Origin of the sequence: Lacticaseibacillus absianus (assembly GCF_013407595.1) — a bacterium.
Taxonomy (GTDB): domain Bacteria; phylum Bacillota; class Bacilli; order Lactobacillales; family Lactobacillaceae; genus Lacticaseibacillus; species Lacticaseibacillus absianus.
In genome coordinates, this window is record NZ_JABEKX010000001.1 from 534898 (window position 1) to 554190 (window position 19293).

Annotated in this window: 13 protein-coding genes; 10 read left to right on the top strand and 3 right to left on the bottom strand. The window is 58.2% G+C overall.

Annotation, left to right across the window (positions count from 1 at the left end; translation table 11 throughout):
• The first annotated feature begins 12 nt into the window (after positions 1-12).
• From HII33_RS02085 to HII33_RS02095, 3 genes are all read left to right on the top strand, one after another.
• Positions 13-2157: a copper-translocating P-type ATPase gene (locus HII33_RS02085; RefSeq protein WP_179394142.1), complete on the top strand. Its 2145-nt coding sequence runs from the start codon at positions 13-15 to the stop codon at positions 2155-2157.
• Positions 2158-2380: 223 nt separating this feature from the next.
• The gene (locus HII33_RS02090; RefSeq protein ID WP_179394143.1) at positions 2381-2956 is read left to right on the top strand and encodes a histidine phosphatase family protein; all 576 of its coding nucleotides are present in this window, start codon (positions 2381-2383) and stop codon (positions 2954-2956) included.
• A 34-nt stretch (positions 2957-2990) separates the two neighbouring features.
• Positions 2991-3542 (top strand): hypothetical protein, encoded by a 552-nt coding sequence (locus tag HII33_RS02095; protein WP_179394144.1) that lies wholly within the window; start codon positions 2991-2993, stop codon positions 3540-3542.
• 204 nt (positions 3543-3746) lie between these two features.
• On the opposite strand, the gene HII33_RS02100 is transcribed toward HII33_RS02095, so the two are convergent.
• Positions 3747-4367, bottom strand: a complete 621-nt coding sequence (locus HII33_RS02100; RefSeq protein ID WP_179394145.1) for a YitT family protein — start codon at positions 4365-4367, stop codon at positions 3747-3749.
• 184 nt (positions 4368-4551) lie between these two features.
• Between HII33_RS02100 and HII33_RS02105 the strand changes: the two genes are divergently transcribed.
• Genes HII33_RS02105 through HII33_RS02120 form a run of 4 tightly spaced genes read left to right on the top strand, consistent with a single transcriptional unit; the run spans position 4552 to position 9408 of the window.
• Complete coding sequence (locus tag HII33_RS02105) at positions 4552-5943, top strand: sulfatase family protein (RefSeq protein WP_179394146.1); 1392 nt, start codon at positions 4552-4554, stop codon at positions 5941-5943.
• Positions 5943-6740, top strand: coding sequence for an endonuclease/exonuclease/phosphatase family protein (locus HII33_RS02110; protein ID WP_179394147.1), 798 nt, complete (start codon positions 5943-5945; stop codon positions 6738-6740). Before HII33_RS02105 ends, HII33_RS02110 begins: the two co-directional genes overlap by 1 nt.
• Complete coding sequence (locus HII33_RS02115; protein ID WP_179394148.1) at positions 6730-8259, top strand: sulfatase-like hydrolase/transferase; 1530 nt, start codon at positions 6730-6732, stop codon at positions 8257-8259. Before HII33_RS02110 ends, HII33_RS02115 begins: the two co-directional genes overlap by 11 nt.
• Positions 8260-8289: 30 nt before the next feature.
• Entirely contained in the window at positions 8290-9408 is a 1119-nt protein-coding gene (locus tag HII33_RS02120) for a radical SAM/SPASM domain-containing protein (protein WP_179394149.1), read from the top strand.
• Between the two features lie 403 nt (positions 9409-9811).
• On the opposite strand, the gene HII33_RS02125 is transcribed toward HII33_RS02120, so the two are convergent.
• Both HII33_RS02125 and HII33_RS02130 read right to left on the bottom strand, forming a co-directional pair.
• Positions 9812-11869 carry a GH92 family glycosyl hydrolase gene (locus tag HII33_RS02125; RefSeq protein ID WP_179394150.1) on the bottom strand — a complete coding sequence of 686 codons (2058 nt, stop codon included), beginning with the start codon at positions 11867-11869 and terminating at the stop codon, positions 9812-9814.
• Positions 11866-12930 (bottom strand): GntR family transcriptional regulator, encoded by a 1065-nt coding sequence (locus HII33_RS02130; RefSeq protein WP_179394151.1) that lies wholly within the window; start codon positions 12928-12930, stop codon positions 11866-11868. The genes HII33_RS02125 and HII33_RS02130 overlap by 4 nt, the downstream gene beginning before the upstream one ends.
• 122 nt (positions 12931-13052) lie before the next feature.
• On the opposite strand from HII33_RS02130, the gene HII33_RS02135 reads away from it, so the two are divergent.
• Genes HII33_RS02135 through HII33_RS02145 form a run of 3 tightly spaced genes read left to right on the top strand, consistent with a single transcriptional unit; the run spans position 13053 to position 18901 of the window.
• On the top strand, positions 13053-14336 hold the full coding sequence (locus tag HII33_RS02135; protein ID WP_179394152.1) for a glycoside hydrolase family 125 protein: 1284 nt from the start codon (positions 13053-13055) through the stop codon (positions 14334-14336).
• Between the two features lie 30 nt (positions 14337-14366).
• On the top strand, positions 14367-17045 hold the full coding sequence (locus HII33_RS02140; protein WP_179394153.1) for an alpha-mannosidase: 2679 nt from the start codon (positions 14367-14369) through the stop codon (positions 17043-17045).
• A 5-nt stretch (positions 17046-17050) separates the two neighbouring features.
• Positions 17051-18901 (top strand): beta-N-acetylhexosaminidase, encoded by a 1851-nt coding sequence (locus HII33_RS02145; protein WP_179394154.1) that lies wholly within the window; start codon positions 17051-17053, stop codon positions 18899-18901.
• Positions 18902-19293: the final 392 nt, after the last annotated feature.

Below are 19293 nucleotides of genomic sequence, written 5' to 3' on the forward strand. Positions count from 1 at the left end.
AGGGATCAAATCATGTCAAGCGAACACGGCGCAACGTCATCTGAGACGCATGACCAGATGGCGCACGGCGAGCACGAGGCGATGGATCACGCGCACATGGAACACGGCGACCATGAGGCGATGGATCACGCGCATATGGCGCATAGCGATCATGAGGCGATGGATCACGCGCACATGGCGCATGGCGCCATGTCTGGCCACGCGATGCACCACGGGAACTTCAAGCGGAAGTTTTGGGTCTCGCTGGTCGCAGCGATCCCAGTCTTTGTACTGTCACCGTTCATGGGGCTGTCACTGCCGTTCCAATTCACGTTCCCGGGGTCGGACTGGCTCGTCCTTGTGCTTGCAACGTTTCTGTTCGGGTATGGCGGACAGCCATTCCTGAGCGGGGCACGCGACGAGTTGAAGGCCAAGGTGCCTGCAATGATGACGCTGATCGCGATGGGCATCTCCGTCGCATATGCGTACAGTCTGTATGCGTTCGTCATGAATCACTTTGTCGCCCCACACGCGCATGTGATGGACTTCTTCTGGGAGCTCGCCAGTCTGATCGTGATCATGCTGCTGGGTCACTGGATCGAGATGAACGCAGTGATGAACGCGGGCAATGTCCTTGAAAAAATGGCGGCGTTGCTGCCGGGCGAGGCGCATGTCCAGCAGGCGGATGGCTCGGTCCAAGACGTGCCGTTGGCCGAATTGGCCGCAGGAGCGACCGTGGTGATCCGTGCTGGGGAGAAAGTGCCGGCAGACGGTCGAGTCCTCAGTGGGACGAGTGCTGTCAATGAAGCGCTGGTCACCGGTGAGGCCAAGGCGGTCACTAAGACGACCGACGCCACGGTGATCGGCGGGTCCGTCAACGGCGATGGCACACTGGTCGTACGGGTCACAGGCACCGGGGAATCCGGCTACCTGGCCCAAGTCGCCAAACTGGTCGCCAGCGCGCAGCAGGAGAAGTCCAAGGCGGAAGGGCTGGCGGACCGGGTCTCACGGGCCCTGTTTTACGCCGCGCTGGCTGTTGGCCTGGTCGCCTTCGTCGTGTGGTGGCTGATCGCCGATACCGCCACGGCGTTGCAGCGGCTGGTCACCGTCCTCGTGATCGCCTGTCCGCACGCGCTGGGGTTGGCGATCCCGCTCGTTGTCGCTCGGAGCACGAGCCTGGCGGCGAGCCACGGGCTGCTAGTCCGTGACCGGCAGGCGCTTGAGGCGGCCGGCACGATCGACACGGTGTTGATGGACAAAACGGGCACGCTGACGCAAGGGGTCTTTGCCGTCAATGCAATCCAGCACACGGCAGCGGCGGATGAGGATACGGTCTTGGCCCTGGCCGCCGCCCTTGAGGCGGGGTCGAGCCACCCGCTAGCGGCGGGGATCCGGTCGGCGGCGGAAGCGGCCAAGCTGACGGTCCCGACCGCATCGGCGATCCAGACCCTTCAAGGCGTCGGCGTTCGCGGGGACATTGATGGGACCACAGTCGCCCTTGTGACCGCGCGTTACCTTGATGAGCATGACGTCGCCTACGACCAGACGGGCTACCAACAGCTCGCGGCGGCGGGGAACTCGGTCAGCTTTTTGCTGCGCGACCAGCAGGTGCTCGGGGCGATCGCCCAAGGGGATGCGATCCGGCCAGAAGCGCCTGCGCTGATCCAGGCATTGCGGGCGCTGGGGATCACCCCAGTCATGTTGACCGGAGATAACACCCCTGCGGCGCAGGCGATCGCGCATCAGCTCGGCGATATCGAAGTTCGCGCTGAACTGCGACCGGAAGACAAGGCGGCGATCGTGGCCGAAACACAGGCTGCGGGCCACCACGCGATGATGGTCGGTGATGGGATCAACGATGCACCCGCGCTCGCCCGAGCCACGATCGGCATGGCGATCGGCGCGGGGACCGACGTGGCGATCGACGCTGCCGATGTCGTGCTGGTCAAGAGCGATCCACAAGACATCTTGGCGTTCCTGCGCCTCGGTCGCGCGACGACGCGCAAGATGGTCCAGAACCTCTGGTGGGGGGCAGGGTACAACCTGCTCGCCTTACCGCTCGCGGCCGGCGTGCTCGCCGGCATCGGTGTGATCTTGAGTCCGGCGGTCGGTGCGGTCCTGATGTCGGCTTCGACGGTGATCGTGGCGATCAACGCGATGGGCTTGAAACTGAAGTGAGGCGCCCCGAGACCAAAGGCGGTCCTGGGGCTGGCTGTCCGGCGACCGGTCTCCGGCAGTCGGGCAGCCTGACGGACGCAAGCTCAGTGCCGGTCGTTTGAACCGGCAGCCTGCTGGCCCGTGACAAGCAAGGACGCGTGACTTTTGTCAGGCGTCCTTTTTTGTCCAGCCGTGGCCGGTTTTTCTGCTACACTAGAAGCATGATGAAGCGGGAGGTCATGGCATGACAAAGACACTGTATCTGATGCGGCATGGCGAGACGTTGTTCAACGTCCTCGGTCGGATCCAAGGGTGGTGCGATTCGCCCCTCACACCACGCGGGATCGCGCAGGCGAAGCAAGCGCAAGCGTGGTTCGCGGCTCAAGGCGTGGCGTTCGACGCCGCCTATTGCTCGACCGCAGAACGCGCCGCCGACACGCTGGAGCTCGTGACCACCAGACCGTACACGCGGCACAAAGGCCTGCGTGAATGCGGCTTTGGACGCTTCGAAGGGCAGGCGGAGTACCTGAACCCGCAACCGCCTTATGGCGACTTCTTTGTCCCGTATGGTGGCGAGTCGCAAGCGACGATCGATGCACGGATCGGGGGGACGGTCGCGGACTTGATGGCGCAGGCTACCGGGGAGACCGTTCTGATGGTCTCCCACGCAGGGGCGATCCACCACTTTATCGCACAGTGGACGGACCCAACGACCGCCTTGCCGGATCACCGGCTACCGAACTGTGCGATCGTGCAGTTCGATTACGGTGCCGGTCAGTTCAGGTTCGTGCGAGTGGTGGCACCGGCTGACGTGGACTGAGTGGGCCTAGGCGCACATTGAGGGAGGTGGCGAGATGCCGAACCGTGTTCACCCTGAGGAATTGCGTGCCTTGCAGGTCCTTCAGACGATCGAGCCGGCCAAGTTTCGCACCGCAGTCAACCGCGATCGACCGGATATTCAGTGCCTGGATGGGACGGTGGGCGTCGAGGTGACGCGCGCGATCGAACAGGCCGTCTCGGCGTTGCTGGCGACCGACCAACACTCGGCCCACCGGCGCCCACACCCGGCGCGCCTGCACCTGGGCCACACGGTGGGCGGGCCGCGTGATGCGGTGTTCCCGAACGCCCGGTGGACGTCTGGTAACGACATGGTCGCCGCGTACCAGCGTAAGGCGCGCCTGCTACCGGGATACGCGTCGTTTGCCGAGCAGGACCTCTTCTTATTCATGCTCCCGGAGGCGAGTGATGTGGCCCGACTGCGCGGCTATCTGCGCACGGTCACGCCGGTGTTCACTGTGATCTATATGTACGATCAGCGCCACTGCTGGCGCTTGGAGACGGCGTCGAACACGATCACCCGCTTCGTGGTCGCCGGTCGGTCGGCAGACAGCGGGCGCCACTTGTAGGCGATCTCGCACCAGTATCGACGTTCGCGGCCCGTCGCGTGGCCAGTTCTCAGCCCAGCCTGAAGCATATCGGGCCCCAAAGCCCCGTTCAGCGCACAGTCATTGTGCACTGAACGGGGCTTTTTGGGCCGCACCTTGGGTATGGTCACGAATCCTTGAGTTTGGCTATTGGTCGCTGGTCGGGGGCTCGCTAGAATGGAAGCGTCACTTGGCCTCGTGGCCGAGGTGGCGCTGGAGCAAGGCGAGCACTTGGGTGTAGACCACGATGAAGACCAAGCCCAAGGCAAAGGAGCGCAGGCCAAACGTCCACGCGCCAAGGCCCAGCACGGCAAGATTGATCACCCGCAAGCCCAACGCGACCGAAAATTGCGGCCAGCGCTGATGAATGACCAAGGCGAAGACGTCGAGCCCAGCGGTGGACGCGTGGTGATCGAGGCACAGGAAGTAGCCGGCCCCGACCACTGCACCAGCTAACGGTAGGCTGAGCCAGAGCGGCCAGTGGCTCAAGTCGAGTTGCCAGCTCTGCGCAAGGGTGAACCAGCCCATGTAGCTGAAGCTTGAGACCAGTGAATTGACGAAATTGCGCCGCCCGAGAAAAGCGAGCGACGCCGCCAGGCAGACCAAGGTGATCGCATTGGTCCAAAAGGTGACAGACCACGGCGTCAAGCGCGCCGCGATCATGCTGGAGGCGGTGACCCCGCCCGAGATGACGTTCAGGCGCACGAGCACCCAAGAGTAGGCGAAGGCGGTGATGCCGTTGCCGATGATAACGCCGATGAGATCTTGGGTCGCCTCGCGGGCGCTGAGCGTGCTGGATCGATTCATAAGTGATCGCCTCGTTAGTCGGAATACCCGTATTGTAGCGGAGTCCCACAGGCAGGGAAATCGCCAAATTAAAGTTTTTATGATTGGTGTATGGTGGTATGCCAACTTTGCCCGGCAAAATGTTGGCGCTTACTTAGACGCCGGATAGACTGGGCACTAGAGAACCTTAAAGGAGGTCAGCTCAATGAAACACAATGTGATCTTGATGATCGCCGATGACCAGCGCTTCGACACGATCCACGCACTGGGCAACCCGCAGATCATCACCCCGAACTTTGACCGGCTCGTCGCCCGCGGCACGAGCTTCACGGAAGCCTTCATTCCAGGGGGCTCCAGCGGGGCCGTCTGCATGCCGTCGCGCGCGATGTTACATACCGGCCGCTATGTCACGAGCTGGGATGACGACGGTGACACGATCCCCGATGATCAGGCGCTTCTTGGTGAGGAGTTGGCACGCGGCGGGTACGCGACGATCGGTGTCGGCAAGTGGCATAACGGGACGCGCAGCTTTGCCCGCAGTTTCACCGACGGCGGCAACATCTACTTCGGTGGAATGTGGGACCACTGGAATGTGCCGGTCAACGACTTTGACCCGACCGGCCGCTATGACCACATCCGTCGCTTCACGCAGGACGCGTTTTCGTCCAAGCGGATCACCGAATTGCCGGCGGATCGCATCAACCTTGGGACGCACTCGACGGATCTGTTCGCGGACACCATGATCGAAAAGATCCAGGCCTACGCCGACTCAGATCAGCCGTTCTTCATGTATGGGGCATTCATGGCGCCTCACGATCCGCGTGTGATGCCGGATAAGTACTCGGCGATGTACGATTCGGCGACGATCGATATCCCGGATAACTACCTCCCGCAGCATCCCTTCGAATTCGACATGCGCGCGCAGCGAGACGAGTCGCTGGAAGCCTACCCTCGTCCGATCGCGGCTGTTCGCCAGCACATCGCGGATTACTACGCGATGATCACGCACATCGATGACCGTGTCGGCGACATCGTGGCCGCGCTTGAGGCCACCGGCCAACTGGACAACACACTGATCGTCTACGTGGCTGACCACGGGATCTCCCTGGGGCAACACGGATTGATGGGTAAGCAGAACCTGTACGATAACAGCATCCGCATCCCGATGATCCTGGCGGGGCCAGAGATCCCAGCGGACCAGCGGGTGGCGGGCAAAGCGCTCCTCTTGGACATGATGCCGACGATCCTCGATTACGCCGGCTTGCCCGTACCGGACGGCGTCTTTGGCCGCAGTCTCCTGCCGCAGATCCAGGGCCAAGCTGGGGGCCGCGATGAGGTCTACTTACAATTCACCGATAAGCTGCGCGGGTTGGTCACGCCGGACTACAAGCTGATCGAATACCGGACTGTGCAAGGCTCGCACACGCAGCTGTTCGATCGGCACACCGATCCGAATGAGGAGGTCGACCTCTCCCATACGGCGGCGGCCCAGCCGATCATCGCGCACTTGCGGCAGCGGCTGCGTGCACTGGCGGCGGCTCAAGGCGACTTGGACTTCTACCAAGGGCAGAAGTTCTGGGCGCGGGAGGAACGCTGATGCGGATCACGACGTATAATGTGCGCTACGATACCCCCCAAGACGGGGACTGGCGCTGGGCGCAACGGCGCGCGGCGGTCCTGGCGAACCTGACGCACCTGGCGCCAGACATTTTCACCATCGAAGAGGCACTGCCTCACCAATACGCTGACCTCAACGCGCTTGCGGGCTACGCACACTGCGGCGCCCCGCGTGAAGATGGCTTCAGCACAGGGGAAGCGACAGCGATCTATTACCGCGCTGGGGCCTTCGACTTGTTGGACGAGGGTCACCGCTGGGTCACCACGACACCACTGGTGCCGAGCACGTACCCGGGGACGGGTAACAAGCGGGTCTTTCAGTGGGCACATCTGCGGCGCGTGGCCGATGATCAGGAGCTGGTCGTGGTGGCGAACCACCTCGATGATTGGATCGCAGACGCCCGAGTGTTGGGCGTCCAGCAGGTCACGGCCTTCCTTGCACCGTACTTGGCCGCCGCGGTCCCGGTGATCTGGTGCGGGGACTTCAACATGCAGCCAGGAGATGTCGCGTATCAGGCGGTGCCCAGTGCACTGCGCGACGCGGCCTTGCACGCGGCGACGATCGTGGATCCGTTCGGTGGGACTTGGCCGGATCAAGCGGATTTTGCCCCTGTCACCACGCAGGACGTGCAACGGTTAGACTTCTTCTTCGTCAACGCGGCGGTTCAGGTTGACGCCTACGCGGTGGAGACGACGGCGACGGCGGACGGGCGCTATGCGTCGGATCATTTTCCCGTCACGTTAGACGTACGATTGGAGGCACACCATGACGACTAAGCAACCGAACATCCTGTTCATCCTCACCGACCAGCAACGCAAGGACACGCTGGACGCCTATGTCGATGGGACGCTGTGCAAAACGCCGAACCTCGACGCCCTCGCGCAGCAGGCCACGATCTTCGACAACTGTTACACCACCTGTCCGATCTGCACGCCGGCGCGTGCATCCCTGCAGACCGGGCTCTACCCGATGCACCACGGGATGCTAACGAATTCCTATAATTATGTCAACATGGTGCAGGAGCTGCCAGACACCCCGGAACTGCTGTCTCGGCGGTTGAACGCCGCGGGCTACCGCACCGGCTACACCGGTAAGTGGCACCTTGGGACCGGCGTCTACAACGTGCAGCACGACGAGTATGTGCAGCACTACATGGGCGATATCCAGTTCGCGGAGCTGACGAAGGGGTTCGATTCGGTGCCGACACACCTCGGCTATACCGGGGATGATTTTCCCGGCCATGGCTTCGGGGAGTTCGGCTATCCGGAGTATCTGGACTGGCTCCGGGCGCAGGGTAAGGAACTGAAGATCGAACATCGCATCAATGGGTTCTACGAAGGGCATCAGGCCGGGCAGATCACGAGCGGCATCGAGACCAGCATCGACGAGTTCCTGGTCGACCGCACCGAGCATTACCTCGCCGACTTCCAGCAGCAGGGGCAGCCGTGGTACTTCCAGCTGAATTTCTGGGGCCCGCACGAGCCGTACTTCGTGGCCAGTGAGTTCCTCCACGAATACGACGACGTGGATTTGCCGCCGTGGCCCAACTTCCACGATCCGGCCAATAGCCCCAAACCGCGGGTGCATGACTTGAAGCGTGGCAACATCGCAGACTGGGCGGCGCTTGAACCGATCGTCAAGCATTATTACGCTGAGATCACCTCGATCGATTACCAAGTCGGGCGGCTGATCGACTGGCTCAAGGCGCAGGGGATGTATGACAACACGCTGATCATTTTTTCTGCGGATCACGGGGAGTCACTGGGAATCCACGGCGGCCTGTTCGATAAAGCGATCTTCATGTACGACGAGACGACCACGGTCCCGCTGATGGTCAAACAACCGGGGCAGGTCAGCCAAGACCGGGTCGCCCCGTTCGTCACGAGCGTGGACCTGTATTCGACCATCCTCGACTATGCGGGGGTCGATCAGGCGACGCGTGAGCGCGACAGCCAGAGCTTCCGGCCGCTGATCGACCACGCACCGGTCGACTGGCCGGAGACGGTGGTCACGGAGTGCTCTGGCATCGGCAGCGTCTTGTTCTCGCAGCGCATGCTGCGCCGCGGTCAGTTCAAGTACGTCTTCAACTGTGGCGACATCGACGAGCTGTACGATCTGGACCAGGACCCGCACGAGCAGGTCAATGAGATCGATAATGTCGGGTACCAGACCACGCTGCACAGCCTGCGTCTGGCCATGCGCGACTGGATGATCGCCCACCATGACAATCTGATCTACGAGTTCAACCACATGCGCCTACCGCTCAACGAACGCGACAGCGGGCCGACGTTCTAGCCGGCGATTCTGACAAGGAAAGGCATCACCATGAAAAAAACCGTCAACCTCTTGATCAAACCCGCATCGGCGCTGTGCAACCTGCGCTGTAAGTACTGCTTTTATGCCAATATTAGCTCGATCCGAGAGGTGCGCTCATACGGCAAGATGAAGGCCGCCGTGGTTGATGAGATGATCCCCAACGTCTATGCCGACCTGAACGACGGCGATGAGCTCTCGATCGCCTTTCAAGGGGGCGAGCCCACGCTGGCGGGGCTGAGCTACTTTGAACATTTCATCGACGTGATCGAGCAGCAACCCAAGCGCGTCAAGGTGCACTACGCGATCCAAACCAACGGGACGATCATGTCTGAGCTATGGATGCCGTTGCTGCGGGATCACCACTTCCTTGTCGGGTTGTCGATCGACGGCGGGCCGCTGTATCACGACCTCAACCGCGTCGATACCCATGAGCGCGGGACCTTCTGGCGCGTGTTGAAGACTAAGGCGCTCTTCGACCAGTACGGGATCGATTACAACGTCTTGTGCGTCTTGACCAACGAGCTCGCCAAGCACCCACAGAAAGTCTACAAGTTCTTTCAGGAACAAGACGTGCAGTTCATCCAGTTCATCCCGTGCTTGGATGACCTCGATGCGACGGCCAAAAGCGACTTTGCGCTGACTCCTGAGCGCTTTGCCAGCTTCTACCAGCAGCTCTTCCCCCTGTGGTGCAATGAGCTGAAGGCGGGGCGCTACCGCAGCGTCAAGCTGTTCGACGACGTGTTGAACCTGTTTTTGCACGGTCAGGTCAACGCTTGCGGGCTGACCGGACAGTGCCAGATCCAATACGTGATCGAAGCTGACGGGTCCGTGTACCCGTGCGACTTCTACGCGTTGGATGAGTATCGACTGGGCTACATTCAAGAATCGACCCTGCGCGAGCTGTTCAGTCAGCCGATCGCCTTCGACTGGCTCAACAACAAGCGGACGCTGCCAACCTACTGCGACACCTGCCCATTCAAGCAGATGTGCTGCGGTGGGTGCAAGCGGATGAAAGACGCGATGTACGTTGCGCCATCCAACCGGTTCTGCGGTTACCGGACCGTGCTCGAAACGGTGCTGCCGCAAGCAGAACAGGTGATGCAGCTGGTGGGGCAGTGCGGCGGATAACCTCATCTGGTTGCGGCGCGAACACGCGGGGGGCGCAATCAGAAGCTCACGGTGAATGCAGCCGATTCAAGAACGGAACGGGCCTTGGCGTAGTGCCCTTTCTCACGTGCCTGGCTGGTACTCATGACGTTTGAATGGACAACACAAGACGTTATAGGGGCTGTGCCATAACCTCTGGTGACACGACTATTCTAGAACGTGACGTGCCATAACGCAACGCCCTTGCTTCCGTCCGGCATAGCCGGACTCCGCAGCGCGGCATTCTAACGCATGTCTGCCTGTAACTCACTGCGTTCTTATACTCGGGGCTAAAACTGCGTTATGGCACAGTCCCTTATATTCGGTGATCAAGTCGCTTGATGGCGCTCAGCGGTGTGGCATCGCCGAAGTGTGTGACACCGACTCAGGGTAGAAGGCGCAGCTTGGTCGTGAACTGACCGCCTTGCATCAGGGTGTGATGGGAGATCGTGTTCGTCAGCGGTTGACCGTTGAATGTACGGGAAGCGACGAAGTTAAAGAAAGGTTGATTATTGGTCGTTGTCAGGTGAAGGTCACCGGCAGGCAGATGCATGGTCACTTCGTCGAACAACGGAATGCCCAAGACATAGGTGCCGCTCCCGGGTGTGACAGGGTAGAAGCCTAAGCTAGAAAACAGGACCCAGCAACTCATTGAGCCATTGTCCTCGTCGCCAGGGTAGCCGGCAAAACCGGGGTCGAATGCCTGTGTCAGTAACGTTTTGACCAAAACTTCGGTTGAGGCTGGATCATTGGCGAGCGTGAACAGGTAGGGTAAATGAAAACTCGGCTGATTCGAGATTGCGAGTTGGCCGAATGGCAGCGCAGACAATTCGCGCATCTCGTGAATTGTCTGACCATAGCTACCGACCTTGAAGTGTGCGGGCTGATTCACCAAGTGGTGAAGATGGTCCGCGAACGCCTCAGGACCACCGCAAGCATCGATCAGACCCGGCAGATCCTGATAGACGGCGAAGCTATTTTGCCATGCGCTGCCCTCGGTGTAACCGTTACCCCAGGCCAGGGGGTCAAAGTCCGCCAAAAAGTGACCATCTCTGTCTTTGGGCCGCATCAACTTAAGTTCCGGGTCGAATAAGTTGCGCCAGTTCTGGCTGCTAGCAGCGTAAGCGGTCGCGACCCCTTCGTGACCTACTGCTCGGGCGACGACACTGATCAGCCAGTCTGAGTAGGCGTAATCCAATGTCTTGTTGACACTTTCGTGAATATCGGCGGGCACATAGCCCAGTGTCCGATACTCCTGACCGCCTTCGCGACCGTAGCGCGGATCAGGACTGACCGTTGTGGCTTCATCGATCATTGCCGCCAGAAATTTAGGCATCAGGTCAGTCGCGATCCCCTTGACTGCAGCGTCTGCAATGACGGCATCTAACATAGTTCCTGGCATGACACCACGCTCATCAGGAGAGAGCCAACGCGGCAGGAATCCGGTCTCCAGATAACTATTATAGAACCCTTCCAGCATCTCAGCGTATCGCGCTGGCTGCAGTAAGGAGAGTAGCGGAAATGCAGTTTTGTAAGTATCCCAAAATCCGTTGTTGGTGAACATCTTGCCGGCTCGGGGTTGGCGACTGGTGGTGTCGTAATGCCAAGGCGCGCCTTGCGCATCGATCTCATAGAACTGCATGGGAAATAGTTGCGCACGGTAGAAGTTGTGATAGAACAGACTGACATGACTTGGATTTGCGTCATGGATGGTGATCTGATCCAACGCTGTTTGCCAGACGGCTCGATTCTCAGCTACCTGGGTGTCAAACGGTTTCTCGATGAGCGGGCGAAGGTTAACGTTCGCCTGGTCCGCACTGATGAACGAGGTGGCCCAGCCAAGCGTTGCCTCGCGGGCGTCTATCGTTAATGTGACGGCATGCTCACCGATCGTTAACGTGGTCTTGGGCGGTAGGGCAAGGGATAGAAACATCGTGAACTGAGGGTCTTCACTACCGCTAAAGTTGACGATCGCGAGCATCAGACGCTCGGGTGTGTGGGTCAAAACGCGCGCCCCCGCAGCACTGATCCGAAGGTACAGCGGTGCCTCAGTATGGGCCGACAAATGTAACGCGCCGCCGGTCGTATTGGCAGTCGCCTCAACGGTGACTTGGGCCTCTTGAACGCGCAACGCGAGGCGGTGTGGGGCGAAGGTCGCGTCATCAGGGACATAGGTCTCAAGCAAGGGCTGGTCGACTTGCGCCACCGGCGTGAACAACACACTTGAAAAATCACCGACCCAAGGACTGGGCTGGTGTGTCAGACGAATACCTGCAAAACCAGCGTCTCGTGGGGAGAACCACCAGTTCGTCTCCTCGTCGGTTGTTTGGACGCTCAAGTAATTCATGCCAAAGGGGACCCCGCAAAGCGGTAGTGTATTGCCGTGTGAAAAGGTCGCAGTGCTATCGGTACCGATCCGTGTATCGATTTGGTCTGGGTTCATGGTGCTGCCTCCTTAATCAGAGATTGGGTTGAGTTGCGTACAACGAGTTTGACCGGGACGGTGATTCGATCAAGGTAGCACTGGTCAGGCACGTTGATCTGCTGGAGGATCAAGTCGACGGCTTGACGGCCGAGGGCCTCGAAGTCCTGTGTCAGCGTGGTCAATGCGGGGGAGTTACTGGCTGCAATCTCGATGTCATCGAATCCGACGATCGACAGGCGGTCAGGCAGTGACCACCCGATTTTTTGTAGTGCTTGGCTGAGGGCGACCGCTTCGAGGTCGTTGCCCATGATCACCGCGGTGATTCGTGCGTGTGTGAGGTATTCTGCAAGCGTCGTGACGTCCGCGCATCCGCTCAGGTCCTGTGCCCACTGAAGCGGTAGCGTTGGCGCGATCCCGACTGGATGATAGGCGTTGAGGTAGCCAAAAAAACGGTCAGACACGGTGCCCGACCAGTCTTGCCAGAAAGGGACACGGCTACAAAAAGCGATCCGTTCGTGGCCTAAGTCGAGGAGGTGGGTCGCAGCAAGGTGGCCACCGCTCACATTGTCTGAAGCGACGCTGGGAAGGGCAAGCGCACTCGGGGGTGCGTCGAGGATCACGGTTGGCATATGCAGTTGAGCCAATGTGATCAATGTCGGCATCTCCGCATTGCGTTCTCTCGGGTAGAAGAAAATGCCGGCATATTGATCAGTCGCAGCGATAAGGTGACGCTGGCGGAATTGTTTGGACGTGATCGTCTCGAGCTGCCAAGTTGTCCCGGCCAGTCCCGTCGTGATCCCACTCGCATAATCGCCCATCTTTAGGTTGGCATAGGGTAGCACGAGAAGCAGCTTGCGTGAGCGACTAGCAGCATGCGGTTTGACGAAGCTTCCCCGGCCCTGAACGCGATAGGCAAGATCCGCTTTGACGAGTTCATTCAGGGCGCGTTTGGTCGTGATTCGGCTGACTTGGTAGTGGATCGCGAGCGCATTCTCGCTAGGTAGCAGATCGTCCGGTGCATATTCACCACGCAGAATGGCAGCGCGTAGTCGCTCGTATAGCGTCTGATATTTTGGCATTCGGCTCCTCCAGTTGGTATAGGCGACTAAGACGACTTTTTGACGAGAATGTTAACGCTTGCACCAATAATGGCACCTAACATGATATATTGCAAGTGTAAAAAAATACCAAGGAGAAAAAGATGACAGACTTCTTAACTCAAGGTGCCGACACCTATATCAAGAAGATCGTTGCTCAGTGTGGCGAGGAGCACCCAGCCTGGGCGGAAACTTTTGCGTTGACGTATGCTGATACGCTGAAGCACGCCCTGATTGCGGATGGTCCCGATCGAATTTTTGTGTTGACGGGAGATATTCCGGCGATGTGGCAGCGCGATTCCACTGCCCAGATGCGGCCGTACCTCGTCCCGGCGCGCACAGACGCTGCCCTTGCAGATGTGATCGAGCGTGTGATCAATCGCCAGTTCTTCAATATGGCCCTTGATCCATACGCCAATGCATTCAATCAGACGCCCAACAATGCCGGGCATCAGACGGATGAGACCCAAATGGGCCCATGGATCTGGGAACGTAAATATGAGTTAGACTCGCTGTGTTACCCTGTACAGTTGGCATACTTGTTCTGGCAGAACACTGGCCGAACCAGTCATTTCAATGCTGGTTTTGAAGTCGCGATCGAGAAACTGCTTCAAGTGATCGTTGCAGAACAGGACCACCGCCATTCACCATACCGATTCGCGCGCACCGAGGACCGTCCAGAGGACACCTTGATCGATAAAGTCGGTCGCCCGGTTGCGCCCACTGGCATGAGCTGGAACGGATTTCGACCGAGCGACGATGCATGTGTGTATGGCTACTTGATCCCAAGTAATCTGTTTGCGGTTGAGATCTTGCGTGACCTGGCCGAGATCTACCGCGAGGTCCTTCATCGGCCCGCGGAGCGCTTTGAGTATTTGGCTAACACGATTGAGGCGGGTGTGGCACGTTATGGACTGACAACTAATGCTGCGGGCGAAAAAATCTATGCCTTTGAGGTTGACGGCCTTGGCAATCAACTCGTGATGGACGATGCGAATGTCCCGAACCTGTTGTCGCTGCCGTATCTTGGCGCCGTGGCCGTTGACGACCCGATTTATCGGGCGACGAGAAAGACGATATTATCTTCGGAGAATCCGTATTACTATGCGGGGACTTTTGGTGAAGGACTTGGGTCACCGCATACCCCGAACGGATATATTTGGCCGATCGCTAAGGCGATCGAAGGGCTGACCGAACAGGATCGTTCAGTTAAGGCCGCGCGCTTAGACGGGCTTGTGGCAACCACCGCAGGTACCAGAATGATGCATGAGGGCTATAACGTGGAGAACCCGACGCAGTACACACGTGAATGGTTTAGCTGGGCCAATATGATGTTTTGTGAACTGGTGATGGATTACTTCGGTGATCGCGTGGACACGATTCGCTGATCATCGGGCTTGGAAGGTGGAGGCAACGATATGACAAAGAAAAAAGTGTACATCATCTCGCATAGTCATTGGGACCGTGAATGGTACATGGGTTACGAGCAACACCACATGCGATTGATTAGCCTGATGGATGATCTATTTGATCTATTTGAGCATGACCCAGAATTCGATAGTTTTCATCTGGATGGACAGACCATTATTTTGGACGATTACCTTAAGGTTCGGCCCGAAAAAAAAGACGAACTCGCAAAGTGGATCCGTCTGGGGAAGCTACGCGTTGGCCCGTTTTACATCCTGCAAGATGATTTTTTGATCAGTCCGGAAGCCAATGTGCGTAATACTCAGTATGGGTTGCGTGACGCCAAACGATGGGGGCAACCCGTTCCTTTGGGGTATTTCCCCGACACGTTCGGGAATATGGGTCAGACGGCGCAGATGATGACACTAGCAGGACTCGATACTGTTGCGTTCGGACGGGGCGTGACCCCAACCGGGTTGAATAACCAAGTGAGCCATGGCGATTTCGATTCGACTTACTCGGAGATGTGGTGGCAGGGGCCTGATGGGTCCAAAGTACTGGGGATCCTTTTTGCAAACTGGTATTCGAATGGGAATGAGATCCCCGTAGACCCCACCGAAGCAAAACGATACTGGGATCAAAAGTTGGCTGACGCAACGCGCTATGCCGCGACACCAGACCTGCTTTTTATGAATGGCGTGGATCACCAGCCGGTGCAGATGGATCTGAGTGCCGCGATCCGAACCGCCAACGCGTTGTACCCGGATTATGAGTTCATCCATTCGAACTTTCCTGACTATATTCAGGCGCTGCGAGCCGATCTGCCCGCTCACCTTTCGACCATTCACGGTGAGCTAACTTCACAGGCAACCGATGGGTGGTATACACTTGCCAATACGGCATCAAGTCGGGTTTACCTCAAACAGCAGAATACGAAAACCGAGCGACTGCTTGAAGATCAGGTCGAGCCCCTGCTTGCGCTAGCGGGAATGGCAACGACGGCTAACCAAGATAAGCTGGATTATGCATGGCGATTGTTGTTGCAGAATCACCCGCATGATAGTATTTGCGGCTGCTCGGTCGATCCGGTCCACGCGCGCATGATGACAAGATTTGCGGCAGCACAGCAGGTGGGTCAAAGCCTGAGCGAACAGGCTTTGCGTCACTTCGCGGATCAACTTGATACGACCGGGTTCAGTGCCGCCTCACACCCCTTTGTCTTATTGAATACGAGTGGGGTCACCAAGCAAGAAGCCGTGCAGGTCGAAGTTGAATTAGACCGGGCCTTGTTCAAGGACGGGGCCCCTCGAGAACAGTATGATCGGCTTCAGGCGAAGGCGGATAGACTACCCGCACTGCGAGTGGTCGACGCGACTGGTCACGTGATCCCTGCCCGGATTTTGGCGCCATATGTGCGCTTCAACTACGAGCTGCCTGATCGCAGTTTTCGCGTTCCGTTCATGGGCTTGTACGTCACGGTTGAGGTTGCGGCACAGGTGCCAGCCTTTAGCTGGCGAACGTTGGCTGTCGTCGAAGGGGAGCCGCCTGTGTTGGATGCGCCACCAGCGTCTATGGCGATCACAGACCAGACGCTCACGGTTGCGCTGGAGGCTGACCACAGCGTGACCGTAACTGACAAAGTCACGGGGCATGTTTATCGAAACGCCTTGGTCGTCGAGGATACTGGTGATATTGGCAACGAGTATATCTATCGTCAATCACATGATCAGCTGACCATCACCGCCAAGGCGGGACAAGTCCGTCACGTTAAGACGGAAGTCACTGCGGCTGGTCAGCAACTGAGTTTTGACCTGACACTAACGATCCCGGCTAGTGCTGACCATCGGCTAGATTATGAGCGTCAGGCAATGATCGACATCACTGAGCGAATCAGTGAACGGAGCAGCGAGTCCGTCACACTACCGTTGCATGTGACGTTGGCATTGGCTAACGATGCGCGCGTGCAAGTACGGGTGACGGGGGATAATCACGCTCGGGATCATCGGCTGCGCGCAGTGATCGCGACTGGGCTTGAGACGACCACGCATCAAGCGGAATCGATCTACGAAGTTGTGACGCGGCCCAATGGCGTTGGGCCTAACTGGCGGAATCCCACGAATCCGCAACACCAACAAGCGTTTGTGACTGTTCACGATACACACCGCGGCGTCGTGGTCGGCAACTTTGGCCTTAACGAATATGAAGTCGGACCGCAGGGTGAATCGATTGCGCTGACCCTGTTACGTTGCGTGGGTGAGATGGGTGATTGGGGCTACTTCGCAACACCGGATGCACAGTGCCAAGGGGCATTTGATGCAGCGTTTTCACTTGCCTTCACGGATGGAAGCACTGCTGAGCAGCTGAGGGCAATGCAGGCGGCCCGGGCGGATCAGGTCCCACTGATCAGCACACAGACAGGCCATCACTTGGGCCAACGGTCGACAGACGGCACGTACCTGACGGTCACGAACGAGGCTTTTGCCGTGACCGCAACGCAACAGGTGGGCGCGACGATGATCGTTCGGGGCTATAACCTGACTGACCAGCAACAGCCAGTAGCGGTGCGCGTCGCGGGTCAGTCGGCCACAAGGCTGATGGATCTGGTCAATACGCCGCTATCACGACCCGTTGCGCAAGATCTGGGCCCAGCAGAGATCCGCACCTATGCGTTTGATCGACAGGGGGAATGAAGACTATGATCGAATGGATCGGACTTCCTGAGCAGTACACGACTGCCGTTGAACTGATCGCGGCGCAATATCACACCGATCGAATTCAGGCACAGGTCAGCGTCAGTCAGGACGCGCCCGGATTGACCATCACACGTGAGGGCACTCAAGGCACACTCAGGTATGGCAGCGCACACGACTTGATGCGGGCCGTGACGCTTTGGCTCGGACATGCGCAACAGACTCAGACATTTGAACTGAGCGAGACCCCCGCGATGGATGAGGTGGGGGTGATGATCGACCTCGCGCGTAACGGTGTGTTGACAGTCGAGACGCTTAAGCAGGTGATCATTCGGCTTGCGAGTCTTGGGTACACTGAACTATGGCTGTATTTAGAAGACTGTTTTGAGATCCCTAAGGAGCCTTATTTTGGGCATTTGCGTGGCCGCTACAGCCAAGAAGATCTGCATGCGCTGGCGCTCTTTGCAGATCAGTTCGGCCTTCGCCTGGTGCCTGCGATCCAGACACTCGCACACTTGCAGAACGCCTTGAAGTGGACGGCGTTTGAGCGTATTAAAGATACACCTGACGTTTTATGGGTCGAGAAGCCAGAGACGACCACCTTTATACGGGCCATGTTGAAGGCTGCGACGGCACCGTTTTTGACGAATAAAATCCATATTGGCATGGATGAGGCATATGGCTTAGGACACGGGAACCGGCTGTATCATGAGGGGTACGTGGATCAAGCGACACTGATCCAGGCCCACCTGCGAACCGTCAGCGGCTTGTGCTCGGAGTTGGGGCTAGTGCCTTACATGTGGAGCGATATGTGGTTCACGATTGCCAGCCCGCAGAATACGATGTATGACGAATCGGTGCATTTTGATCCCGCCTTCGTGGCTCAGATCCCGCCGGTTGGACAAGTGTATTGGGACTATTACCACGAGGACGTCGCAACGTACGAGAAGCGTTTGGCTCAGCATTTCGAGCTGAAGCAACCGATCGTTTATGCGGGTGGCTTGTGGACGTGGTCAGGGCTTGCCCCACACCAAGAAAAAATGCTGCAGTCAGTTCAAGCTGGGATGACTGGCGCCAAAGCGGCAGGCGTGAGACAGGCGATCGCGACGATGTGGTTCGATGATGGCGCAGAGACGCCGATGGCAGCGAGCTGGTTGGGCCTTCAGACCTTTATTGAATATCAGTATCACGATACCGTCTCGCTCGCATATTTGGCGCAGCAGTTCAGGCTTATGCAGGGTGAATCTGCAGCTGCCTTTCAGCTACTGGATGATTTCGATCATCTGACTGGCGCGCCCGCCAATCTGACAGGAGAGAACCCGAGCAAGCTACTCTTGTATGAGGATCTTATGCTCCAAAAATATGTCGTCAATCTTCGCCCGTTCGATCTAGAAACACACTATACGCGGTTAGCTGCAAAACTGAGCAATGCATCAACGACTGCAGACTCGCGGCTGTTATTCGACTACTACCGCGAGTTGGCGTTGGCCTTAGCCAAGAAGGCGCGGGCATTACAGCAACTCAAAACGCTGCCGAGCGAAGGGGTCGGTGCAGTGGCGGACGTGAAAGCGGCGCTTGTTGCGTACAAGGATCAGTTGGGCGTCATGATCCGAACGTATCGGGCGGTTTGGCATCGAGAACGGCGTGGCAACGGGTACGAGGTGATGGACATTCGGTTAGGGGGTCAACTGGAACGCGTCGACACTGTGCTTTGGCGACTTGAAGAGTTGGCGGCTGGCCGAGATGACCTTGCTGAGCTGCAGGCGCCGGAATTGTTGGCGGATAAGTGGACCACCGGCCCGGTCGGCCACGGTCTGTACATGCAGATTGCCAGCGCTTGCGATCTATCGCATTGAATGCGCGCTGACGAATCGGCTGTTTGTTTTTGAGCCTGAGACATCAAGCGGTTATCGCCAAGCGTATAAGCGCCCCCTGTAAAACCGAACTTAGGTTTTTGCAGGGGGCGCGCTTATGCGGCGTACTGCCCGCCCGAACGCAGTGGGTGACGGGTAACTAGGCGCGTGAAAGGGTCGAGGCATGATTAACGGCCCAGGACTAGTCGGGCATCCACTGTGGGTCGTTCCTGATGTGGCGCCCCTTTTTGAGTGATGTCGTGATGACCAGCTCGGTAGCGGCAGTGGTGGCTTGCGAGCGGTCGGATCGTCTGAGTGGTCTGCCCGCTAAAAAAGGCGTGAAAACAAAATATTAGGTGAACGTCCTTTAATTAGGAGAGAAAGTCCTAAACTAA